This window comes from Myxococcus stipitatus DSM 14675, from assembly GCF_000331735.1.
Classification (GTDB): Bacteria; Myxococcota; Myxococcia; order Myxococcales; family Myxococcaceae; genus Myxococcus; species Myxococcus stipitatus.
The window spans coordinates 10,174,984-10,185,000 of sequence record NC_020126.1; the positions used below are offsets into that span (position 1 = coordinate 10,174,984).

The 10,017-nt window shown below is 63.9% G+C and carries 9 protein-coding genes and 2 rRNA genes (1 of these 11 only partly in view); 5 read left to right on the forward strand and 6 right to left on the reverse strand.

Annotated features, from left to right (window positions below; translation table 11 throughout):
* Window positions 1–66: 66 nt before the first annotated feature.
* Complete coding sequence (locus MYSTI_RS39605; RefSeq protein WP_015353512.1) at window positions 67–285, reverse strand: hypothetical protein; 219 nt, start codon at window positions 283–285, stop codon at window positions 67–69.
* 219 nt (window positions 286–504) lie between these two features.
* On the opposite strand from MYSTI_RS39605, the gene MYSTI_RS39610 reads away from it, so the two are divergent.
* Window positions 505–927, forward strand: a complete 423-nt coding sequence (locus tag MYSTI_RS39610) for a hypothetical protein (RefSeq protein ID WP_015353513.1) — start codon at window positions 505–507, stop codon at window positions 925–927.
* Between the two features lies 1 nt (window position 928).
* Here the strand turns inward: MYSTI_RS39610 and MYSTI_RS41260 are convergent, their stop codons facing one another.
* On the reverse strand, window positions 929–2,653 hold the full coding sequence (locus MYSTI_RS41260; RefSeq protein ID WP_052351145.1) for a sensor histidine kinase: 1,725 nt from the start codon (window positions 2,651–2,653) through the stop codon (window positions 929–931).
* 476 nt (window positions 2,654–3,129) lie between these two features.
* Between MYSTI_RS41260 and MYSTI_RS39620 the strand changes: the two genes are divergently transcribed.
* Both MYSTI_RS39620 and MYSTI_RS39625 read left to right on the forward strand, forming a co-directional pair.
* On the forward strand, window positions 3,130–3,474 hold the full coding sequence (locus MYSTI_RS39620; RefSeq protein WP_015353515.1) for a putative signal transducing protein: 345 nt from the start codon (window positions 3,130–3,132) through the stop codon (window positions 3,472–3,474).
* A gap of 30 nt (window positions 3,475–3,504) precedes the next feature.
* A complete protein-coding gene (locus MYSTI_RS39625) occupies window positions 3,505–4,494 on the forward strand; it encodes a tetratricopeptide repeat protein (RefSeq protein WP_015353516.1) in 990 nt (329 codons plus the stop codon).
* Window positions 4,495–4,498: 4 nt separating this feature from the next.
* Here MYSTI_RS39625 and MYSTI_RS39630 read toward each other — a convergent pair whose 3' ends face one another.
* Complete coding sequence (locus MYSTI_RS39630) at window positions 4,499–4,798, reverse strand: hypothetical protein (RefSeq protein ID WP_015353517.1); 300 nt, start codon at window positions 4,796–4,798, stop codon at window positions 4,499–4,501.
* A 63-nt stretch (window positions 4,799–4,861) separates the two neighbouring features.
* On the opposite strand from MYSTI_RS39630, the gene MYSTI_RS39635 reads away from it, so the two are divergent.
* On the forward strand, window positions 4,862–5,062 hold the full coding sequence (locus tag MYSTI_RS39635) for a SlyX family protein (RefSeq protein ID WP_015353518.1): 201 nt from the start codon (window positions 4,862–4,864) through the stop codon (window positions 5,060–5,062).
* A gap of 4 nt (window positions 5,063–5,066) precedes the next feature.
* On the opposite strand, the gene MYSTI_RS39640 is transcribed toward MYSTI_RS39635, so the two are convergent.
* Window positions 5,067–5,513 carry a hypothetical protein gene (locus tag MYSTI_RS39640; RefSeq protein ID WP_015353519.1) on the reverse strand — a complete coding sequence of 149 codons (447 nt, stop codon included), beginning with the start codon at window positions 5,511–5,513 and terminating at the stop codon, window positions 5,067–5,069.
* 224 nt (window positions 5,514–5,737) lie between these two features.
* On the opposite strand from MYSTI_RS39640, the gene MYSTI_RS39645 reads away from it, so the two are divergent.
* Window positions 5,738–6,709 (forward strand): quinone oxidoreductase family protein, encoded by a 972-nt coding sequence (locus MYSTI_RS39645; protein ID WP_044282619.1) that lies wholly within the window; start codon window positions 5,738–5,740, stop codon window positions 6,707–6,709.
* 107 nt (window positions 6,710–6,816) lie between these two features.
* Here MYSTI_RS39645 and rrf read toward each other — a convergent pair.
* Window positions 6,817–6,933 (reverse strand): 5S ribosomal RNA (gene rrf / locus MYSTI_RS39650).
* A 164-nt stretch (window positions 6,934–7,097) separates the two neighbouring features.
* Window positions 7,098–10,017: ribosomal RNA gene (locus MYSTI_RS39655) — 23S ribosomal RNA — on the reverse strand (it continues 43 nt past the right edge of the window).

Sequence of the window (10,017 nt, forward strand, 5' to 3'; positions counted from 1 at the left end):
CATCCAGCCCCCTCTCCGCCGCGCTGGTCCGCCCGGAGACAGGTGTTGCACACGACAGCTCGAGACTCAGTGCTTCGACGAGTCCGAGCCGGGACGCCCACCACCGCCCGGGGGATTGTTCCCAGGCGATGTGCCTCCGCCGGGGCCCTTGCTGGGCGAGTGGTTCGGGTTCATCTGGTTGGAGCGGTTGTCGTGCGCGGACTTGTGCGCCGGGTTGTTGGGATTCTTGGTGTCGGAGCGCGAGTCATTGCCGCTCGGCGTCTTGCCACTTCCCTTGTTGCCCATGTGAGAACCTCCGAAGTCCCGAGCCGGAGTGCCCGAGACGGGCCGCACCGTAGAGAGGGGCTCGCGGGGGGACACTCGAACGGGGGGCTCGCTCCGCTGTCCTGAAGCACACGTCCGAGGGGTGGACTCCCGGCGTGCCCCTGCTGCGGGCCGTCCCGCACCTATGCGGGGATGGCGAAACGCCTCGGGATGCCTACGTCTTTCCACGGAGGAGGTGGCGTGAGGACGATGACCTACGAGCGCAGTGGCCGGACGAACACGGCGGCGCAGGCCTTGAGGGTGGAGGGACTGAAGCACCTGTGGGTCCTGGAGCAGGGAGAGGTGGTGCTGGAGCGCGACCTGACGCCCACCGAGGCGGACGAGCTCGCGCCACTCGTGGAGGAAGCAAGCCAGCAACCGGCGCCCGTGGTGCTGGTGCCACAAGCAGGCGACCCGGAGGGGCTCGCGGTGACGCTCGCCTTCGAGGACGAGGAGTCACCTCGGGTCCGCCTCGCCGCGAAGCACCTCCCCGCGAGAGGGGCTGGGCCTCACTACGACGCGCTGCTCGCGGTGCTGGACGCGCTGCTGACGCGGGAGCTGCACGTGCGCGCGCCCCGACATGCGCACGTGGTGCTGCCGCACGAGTTGCGGCAGGAGGAGTAGCTCACCCGGTGGCGTCGATGGTGGAGGCGCTCTCGAGGGGAAGCCGGACGATGAACGTGGAGCCCGCGTTGGGCGCGCTCTCCACGCGGATGTCGCCGTCGAGCGCCTCGACAATCTGCCGGACAATCCACAGGCCCAGGCCGAAGCCGCTGTAGTGACGCTGGGACACGGCGCGCTCGAAGCGGTGGAAGATGCGCGCCTGGTCCTCGGGCGCGATGCCGATGCCCTGGTCCTTCACGCTCAAGCAGGCAAAGCCCCCCTCGCGAGCGACGTGGATTTCGACGGGGCGCTGAGCGCCATACTTGAAGGCATTGGAGAGCAGGTTGGTGAGGACCTGCTCCAACCGGACGCGGTCCCAGTTCCCATACAGGGGCTCGGACACGACGAGCCGCACCGGACACCGAGCCCCCGCCGCATCCTCCTGGGCCCGAGACACCAGCTCCTGTGTCAGCGAGGACAGGTCCATCCGCTCGCGATGCAGGTCGAGCCGTCCCGCGCGGATGCGAGACACGTCCAGCAGCGTGGCGACGAGCTGGTGGAGCTGGGCCACGGAGCGCAGCGTGGCCTCGACGCGCCGGTGCACCAGCGACGTGGTGCCCTCGGTGCCGGCGGCGGGCGCCATGCGGAGGAGGAACTGGAGCTGGAGCTGGAGCGAGGTGATGGGGGTGCGCAGCTCGTGGCTGGCGATGGAGAGGAACTCGTCGCGCGCCTGGACGACCTCGCGCAGCTCACCGGCCAGGTCCTCCGCGGCGCGCCGGGACACGACCAGCCCGGTGACATCCACGGCCACGGCCATGACCCCTTGAATGGCGCCCCGAGCATCACGCCAGGGCTGCCAGGACACGTCGTGGTAGCGCTGCGGCTTCGAGTGCAGGGCAGTGCTGGTGAGCGGCAGCGTGGGCAGCGGCACCTCGCGCGCGGAGAACGGCATGCCTTCGCGGTAGACCTCATCGAGCAGTCGGAGCAGGCCCGGGTCCATCTCCGGCTGGACATCGCGCAGCGGCTTGCCCAGGGCGGCGCCGTCGACCTCCAGGAGCACCCGGGCCTGGGGATTCAACAGCTCACAGACATGGTCCTGCCCTCGGAAGACCGCGATGGCGACGGGCGCCTGGAAGAAGAGCGACTCCATGAGCTCACGGTGGGCCTGGGCCTCCGCGAGAGCCGCGCGCTCGCGTGCGAGCAACTGTGAGCGCTCCAGCTCGAACTGCCGGCGGGACGTGGCGTCGCGGAACACCCAGACCGCCCCCAGCTCCTCGCCCCCGAGGCCCCGGAGCGGCGTGGTGCACTCCTCGATGGGGAGCTCCCCCCCATCGCGGCGGCGCAGCGCGCGCGGCCAGGGAGACCACGCGGAGGGCTTCGACGCGTGTCGGATGGGGAAGGAGCCCGACTCAGGCCGGGAGCGCAGCACCTGCGCCAACGGAGCACCGATGACCTCCTGCTCCGGACATTGGAGCAGGGTCGCCGCGGCGGGATTGAGGTAGCGCACGACGCCGTGGGCATCCGTGGCGAGCACCGCGTCGCCCAGACTGCGCAACAGGTGGGCCTCCAGTCCCTCGTGTGAGGACGCAGGCCGGGATGAAGGTGGCTCACGGGGGACGGCCACCACGCCGCGCCGCCCCGCGAGGACCGCCACGAGCCCCCCCACCGCGAGGAACGAGGAGAGTTCCAGGAGGGTGGTGGCCGCGGGTTGGGTCGCGGTCCGTGAAGCAATGGACAGTGCCCCCATGAATGTCGCCAGCCAGGCGGGCCCTGCTCCACCCAGGAGGGCGGCGACCAGGACCGCGGCGAGTGACAGGAGAATGGGCAGTGCACCTGGAAGGGGCAGCAGCCATGAGAGGCCCCAGGCGAGTCCCGCGCAGACAGCGGCCAGGACATGTCGTGCCCACGCGGGGCGAGCCACGAGAAATACGCTGAGATGGAGAGCGTGCGCACGCATGGGACGGCGTCTCGCTTCCTGAACAAAGCCTTCACACACTGGATGACAGGTGCGCTGGGAAGCTCTTGAGCCGACAACCTGTCACTGCGGATTGTCGCCTGGACATGGAGTGAAAGGCAAACACCCTGAAGTCTCGTTTGTCAGCTTCCACTCGACTTGTGACAAAGCATGAACAATAAGCAGACGAGCGGGCAGCGGTGAGAGAAGGCACGAGTGAAGCGGTGGGTGTGGTTGCCGAGTGCCCCCGGTTCTGTGAAGAGAGAGACATGAAGCGTGTGCAGTTCTCCGTGCACCGCACGGTGGGAGAAGCGCGGCTCCTCGCGGGGACGCTGGAGGCCGAGGGAATGTCCGTGGAGGTGCGCGGCGAGTCGCTCGCGCCACTGAGCGGGGAGATTCCGAGCAGCGAGACCTGGGTGGAGCTCTGGCTCCTGCCGGAAGACGTCGAGCAGGCACGAGGTGTGCTGGCCGAGCTGGAGGCGAACCAGGAGGAGGCCGCCCGTTCAGTGGAGTGTCCGGGCTGTCGCGAGGAGAACCCTGGCAACTTCGAGCTGTGTTGGAGCTGCGGGGTAGAGCTTCCCCGAGGCCTTCGGACGCGCCTTCGAGCGGTGTAGGCAGCCTGCGACGGCTCGAGGAGAAGGATCGTGGCGAGGACGGAATCGGTGGAGCACCCACACCCCAAGGAGAAGCCCTTCCTCGAACGCCTGCGGACGGACTCGCGGCTCAGGCAGATGGTGGGCGTGTGTGGCGCGGCGTTCTTGATTCACCTCATCCCGCTCGCGTTGCCCCGGAACATGCCGGAGCAGGAGCTGGCCATGGCCCGCGCGACCAGGGTCGTGGAGTTCCGGGTGGAGGTGCTCCTCCCCCTGAAGGAACACTCGAAGGCCACGGCCGCGCAGCTGAGGGAGGCCGCGGAGCTGCTGTTCGACGGAGCCCCCGTCGAAGCCCGGGAGCTGGCGCTGGAAGCGGAGCGCCGGGAGCCCTCGTCCGTGGAGACGCAGCTCCTGCTCGCGCGTCTCTGCGAGCAGCAGCGGATGGAGCGCTGTGTGCGCGGCGCGCTGGAGAAGGCCAACCAGGTGGCGCCGGGGGACCCCAGGCCGGATGTCCTTCGCGCGGAGCTCCAGGAGAAGGTGGGCGACGCGGCGGGTGCGGCCCTGGCCATGTCCCATGCCTACGAGAAGGCTCCGGCGGACCCGCTCACGGGACTGCGGTATGCGCGGCTGTTGAGCTTGGCCCGGCGCCCCGAGGAGGCCCAGTCCGTACTCACCGCGCTCCAAGGCAGGGTCCCACGCGCCCGACTGCTGGTGGAAGAGGGATTGGTGAAGGGCGCGAACGGGAGGGACACGGAGGCGGTGGCGCTCCTGAAGCGGGCCACGGAGGAGGACCCCAGGCTCTCGCTCGCGTACTTCGAGCTCGGGAAGGCGTTGTATCGAGTGGGCGAGCTGGACGCCGCGCAGGAGGCCCTGCGGCAGGCGGACCGGCTGGACCTGGGGAGTCCCAAGTCCCTGGCCGCGCTCTGTGCGATGCAGCTTCAGTCCAAGCGCTTCGACGATGCGAGGCTGACGCGAATGGACCTCGAGCGGCGCTTCTCCGACCGGATGGAGCTGATTCGGCAGTCCTGCAGCCTGCCCTGAGGTGTCACCGAGGCTCGATGCCTCGAATCTGACGGAGCATCCGGGCGGACGCCTTGACCTCGGCGTCCACGGAGCCGTCGACGCGCTCCGTGCGGACCACGGCCTGGAGGTATGGGAGGGCCTCTTCGTCGCGCTCTTGCTGGAAGAGGAACTCTCCCAGGGCGAACCGGGCCTGGGTGAGCAGGACGATGTCCTCCGCGGCGAGGGAGGCGTCAATGGCGTCGCTGAGGGCGGACTCGGCCATCTCGGGCTGGCCGCGGGCGAGGAGGTCGCGAGCCCGCAGGAGGTGTTGCCGGACGTTCATGGCGTGACGAGGACGTGTGCGAGGGAGGACGGCAAGGGTGTCTCCAGGGTAAGGGTAGGTCCCATGGACGAGTCGCGCATCGCGGAGCTGGAGATTCGCTACATGCAGCAGCAGGAGACGCTGCAGGAGCTGAGCGACGTGCTCTATGAGCAGCAGCGGGTCATCGAGGCGCTGCGCGTCGAGCTGGAGCTGCTCAAGAAGCGGCTGGAGGCGGAGCCTGGGCTGGTGGACGCCCGCCAGCAAGAGCGCCCACCCCACTACTGAAGCGTCAGAACTTGTACGCCAGGCGCAGGCCGATGATGGCCCGAGGCTCGAGGTAGCCCACCTCGATACCAATGCTGGCCGCGTTCCCCTGAAGGCCAAAGCCAAAGGCGGCATGGGCGCGAAGGGTGTCGTTCCGGTCAATCACAATCCAGGGACCGACAAGGCCTTCCACATACACCTTGGCGCTGGCGATGTTGGCCCGGATGACCAGGTCCAGGGGAATGGCCACGTCATTGCCATCGGTGAGGAGGGACGCGCCAAAGCGAGCCCCCACCGAGATGGGTTTCGCGAGCCGGCCTTCGACACTCAGCAGGAAGCTGAAGGCAGGGCTCTCATCAATCCAGTAGTCAGCCCCGAGTCCCAGGCGAACAGCGGCGGCTTCGGAGCGCATGGGCGCGACGAGGAATGCAGTCGCGAAAAGGACACCGAGCGACGGACCAAGCAGCTTCATGCGGGGGCTCCTCTTCCGTGAAGGGGACTCCACTCAAGCAAGCCGAGCCGAGCGAGGCCAGTCACAGCCTGCTCGCGGTGCGCGGTTCCGTCGCTTTTCCGCAACCAGGGCTCAATGTCAGCGGAACAGAGAGACCCTCAGCGGACCCGTCACCCTCTCGCCGAGGCAACCACCAGGTCCGGGGAAAGGCGGCATGAAACATGGGCCGTTGTTACCAGGGACCCATGAAAGCCATTCGCTACCACGCGGTAGGTGGACCGGAAGTGTTGCGACTCGAGGACGTGGAAGACCCGACGCCAGGACCGGGCGAGGTCCGCATCCGAGTGAAGGCGGCCGGAGTGAACTTCGCCGACACGGAGCGACGAAGAGGCCACTACGACGCGGCCGTACCCCTGCCGAGAATCCTCGGGAGCGAGGCAGCGGGCATCGTGGACCAGGTCGGCCCCGGGGTCGACTCCCGGTGGGTGGGGCGCAGGGTGGTGGCGATGGCCCCTCGCAGCTACGCGGAGCTCATGACGGCGCCGGCCGACGAACTGTTGGAGCTACCGGACCACGTCAGCTTCGAGGAAGGAGCGGGACTCCTGGTGCAGGGGCTGACAGCCTGGCACCTGATTCACACTTCAGCTCGGCTCGAGCGAGGACAGAAGGTCCTGATTCACGCAGCCGCGGGAGGAGTGGGGTTGCTCACCATCCAGCTCGCGAAGCAGCTCGGGGCCACGGTTCTCGGGACAGTGTCCAATGAAGCCAAGGCCCAGCTCGCGAAAGAGGCGGGAGCGGACGAGGTTTTCCTCTACGGAGGAGCGCGCTCGGTCGCGGACTGGGTGCGCGACATCACCGGAGGAGCCGGAGTCGAAGTGGTGATGGACTCCGTAGGAGCCAGTACCTGGGCCAGCAGCTTGGAGTCCCTGGCCCCCTTCGGACATCTCATTTCATTCGGCAGCGCGAGCGGTGAGCCACCACCCGTCTCAGTCGAATCACTCTACGCAAAGTCTATCAAGGTGAGTGCGTATTGGCTGCGAACCCAACACCCGGAAGCCCTTCAGCGGCGGGCACGTCAGGCATTGGGTGAGCTGCTCAGCTCAGGCTCGTTGAAGGTGAAGCTGGGGCTCGTCGTGGACCTCTCGGAAGCCGCGAAGGCTCACCGGGATCTCGAGACGAGAGAGACAGTGGGGAAGGTGGTGTTGCGGGTGCCGTGAGGAGCGGGGGAGGAGCGCACGGGGGGCGCCGACTCCCGGGAGGGAGGCCACACGCCCAAAAAAGAAAAGCCCCCGTCGCACGAGGCGACGAGGGCTTCTCAAAAAGAATCCGGCAGCGACCTACTCTCCCACGCGGTTTCCCGCGGAGTACCATCGGCTCTGGAGGGCTTAACTTCCGTGTTCGGGATGGGAACGGGTGTGACCCCTCCGACATTGCCACCGGAAAACTAGAAGACAGTGCATACGAAGGGTAAGTTGCAGCATTCTGCGAGTACAAGCCTCGCTGTGCGCTAAGTGTTTCTTCCGGGGGAATGCACAAATGGCATTCCAGCCTCGGCCTTGGCCCCGAGTCCCTTACTCCCCTGTAGGGGGCGCGCAAGAGATAGGGGGAAGTAAGCCTCTCGACCAATTAGTACTGGTTAGCTCAACGCGTTACCGCGCTTACACACCCAGCCTATCAACGTCGTAGTCTTCGACGGGTCTTCAGGGGCTTGCGCCCGGGATACCTGGTCTTGAGGTCGGTTTCCCGCTTAGATGCTTTCAGCGGTTATCCAATCGGCACATGGCTACCCAGCGATGCCTCTGGCGAGACAACTGGTACACCAGCGGTGCCTCCAACCCGGTCCTCTCGTACTAAGGTCAGAGCCTCTCAAGTATCCTACGCCCACAGCAGATAGGGACCAAACTGTCTCACGACGTTTTGAACCCAGCTCGCGTACCGCTTTAATTGGCGAACAGCCAAACCCTTGGGACCTGCTCCAGCCCCAGGATGCGATGAGCCGACATCGAGGTGCCAAACCTCCCCGTCGATGTGAACTCTTGGGGGAGATAAGCCTGTTATCCCCGGAGTACCTTTTATCCGTTGAGCGATGGCCCTTCCATTCAGGACCACCGGATCACTATGACCTGCTTTCGCACCTGCTCGACGTGTCCGTCTCGCAGTCAAGCTCCCTTATGCCATTGCACTCGCCGCCCGGTTTCCAATCGGGCTGAGGGAACCATCGCGCGCCTCCGTTACTCTTTGGGAGGCGACCGCCCCAGTCAAACTACCCACCAGACAGTGTCCCAATCCCGGCTAACGGGACATGGTTAGACACCAGAAATCAACAGGGTGGTATTTCACCGTTGCCTCCACCGAACCTAGCGGCCCGGCTTCAAAGGCTCCCACCTATCCTACACAGTCAATCCCTAGTGTCACTGTCAAGTTATAGTAAAGGTTCACGGGGTCTTTCCGTCTTGCTGCGGGTAAACTGCATCGGCACAGCTATTTCAATTTCGCTGAGTCCCTCTCCGAGACAGCGCGGAAGTCGTTACTCCATTCGTGCAGGTCGGAACTTACCCGACAAGGAATTTCGCTACCTTAGGACCGTTATAGTTACGGCCGCCGTTTACTGGGGCTTCGGATCATCGCTTCGCCTTGCGGCTGACGAATCCCCTTAACCTTCCAGCACCGGGCAGGAGTCAGACCCTATACGTCGGCTTGTCGCCTTCGCAGAGTCCTGTGTTTTTGGTAAACAGTCGCTACCGCCATTTCTCTGCAACCTCTATCAGCTCCGGCTGTACGCCTTCACCTACCAGAGGCCCACCTTCTTCCGAAGTTACGGTGGAAATTTGCCTAGTTCCTTGGAGGAGAGTTCTCTCAAGCGCCTTAGGATTTTCTCCTCACCCACCTGTGTCGGTTTACGGTACGGACACCCTGCAAGCTCCCTACGGGACTTTTCTTGGAAGCAGAGCATCAACGACTTACCCCTTACGGGGCGCCATAAGGTCTCGAGGATGACTGCCGCGCCTTTATTCGTACGCGACACCCCTACGCCTTTAGACTGACACAACCGCCGGTCAGCTCGTCTAGCTTTCTCCGTCCTCCCTTAGTTCAACGCTTGCAAGATGGCGCGGGAATATTAACCCGCTTTCCATCATCTACGCCTTTCGGCCTCGACTTAGGTTCCGGCTAACCCTGGGAAGATTAACTTGACCCAGGAAACCTTGGGTTTACGGCGAGGGGGTTTCTCACCCCCTTTATCGCTACTCATTTCGGCATCAGCACTCCCAGTCGCTCCAGCCGCCCTTCCGGTCGACCTTCGCTGCAACTGGGACGCTCCCCTACCGCCACACGCTTTACGTGTGACCCGAAGCTTCGGCACTAGTCTTGAGCCCCGTTACATTTTCGGCGCGGCCTGTCTTGACCAGTGAGCTATTACGCTTTCTTTAAAGGATGGCTGCTTCTAAGCCAACCTCCTGGTTGTCAATGACCTGCCACATCCTTTCTAGTGTTCACTTAGACTAGATTTGGGGGCCTTAGCTGTCGGTCTGGGTTATTCCCCTCTTGCCAATGGACGTTATCACCCACTGACTGCGTCCCGGATTAACAATTACTGGCATTCGGAGTTTGGTACGGTTTGGTAATCTGGTGAGACCCCTAGCCGTTCCAGTGCTCTACCTCCAGTATTGAATTGTCCGAGCCGATACCTAAATATCTTTCGGGGAGAACCAGCTATCACGGAGTTTGATTGGCCTTTCACCCCTACACACAGCTCATCTCAGAAATTTTCAACTTTCATGAGTTCGGTCCTCCATGCGGTGTTACCCGCACTTCAACCTGGCCATGTGTAGATCACCCCGCTTCGGGTTATAATACACGCAACTATTCGCCCTTTTAGGACTCGCTTTCGCTCCGGCTCCACCTATCGGCTTAGCCTCGCTACGTATATTAAGTCGCCGAATCATGATGCAAAAGGTACGCTCTCGCTCTGGCTTGCGCCGTAGAGCTCGAACTGCTTGTAGACATGCGGTTTCAGGTTCTTTGGACTCCCCTTGCCGGGGTTCTTTTCACCTTTCCCTCGCGGTACTAGTTCACTATCGGTCGCCAAGGAGTATTTAGCCTTACCGGATGGTCCCGGCTGATTCAGACAGGATTGCACGTGTCCCGTCTTACTTGGGTAACCCACTCAGCTCCAACCAGCTTTCGCGTACGCGGCTATCACGCTCTTTGGCGCCTCTTTCCAGAGGCTTCCGCTAGCCAGTCAAAGTCCTACCGTGGACCCACTACCCCGAAGCCACTTGCGTGACTTCGGTTTGGGCTTCTCCCATTTCGCTCGCCGCTACTTTGGGAATCACTCGTTGTTTTCTCTTCCTCAGGGTACTGAGATGTTTCACTTCCCCTGGTTAGCTCCATCTCACCTATGTATTCAGTGAGAGGTAACACCGCTATTCGCAGTGCTGGGTTTCCCCATTCGGACATCTCCGGATCAACGCTTGGTTGACAGCTCCCCGAAGCTTTTCGCAGCCACCCGCGTCCTTCATCGCCT

What these genes read in the sequence shown, in the direction of transcription:
- MYSTI_RS39605 (WP_015353512.1), bottom strand. Translation starts at nt 285, where the DNA reads ATGGGCAACAAGGGAAGTGGCAAGACGCCGAGCGGCAATGACTCGCGC.
- MYSTI_RS41260 (WP_052351145.1), bottom strand. Translation starts at nt 2,653, where the DNA reads ATGGGGGCACTGTCCATTGCTTCACGGACCGCGACCCAACCCGCGGCC.
- MYSTI_RS39620 (WP_015353515.1), top strand. Translation starts at nt 3,130, where the DNA reads ATGAAGCGTGTGCAGTTCTCCGTGCACCGCACGGTGGGAGAAGCGCGG.
- MYSTI_RS39630 (WP_015353517.1), bottom strand. Translation starts at nt 4,798, where the DNA reads ATGAACGTCCGGCAACACCTCCTGCGGGCTCGCGACCTCCTCGCCCGC.
- MYSTI_RS39635 (WP_015353518.1), top strand. Translation starts at nt 4,862, where the DNA reads ATGGACGAGTCGCGCATCGCGGAGCTGGAGATTCGCTACATGCAGCAG.
- MYSTI_RS39640 (WP_015353519.1), bottom strand. Translation starts at nt 5,513, where the DNA reads ATGAAGCTGCTTGGTCCGTCGCTCGGTGTCCTTTTCGCGACTGCATTC.
- MYSTI_RS39645 (WP_044282619.1), top strand. Translation starts at nt 5,738, where the DNA reads ATGAAAGCCATTCGCTACCACGCGGTAGGTGGACCGGAAGTGTTGCGA.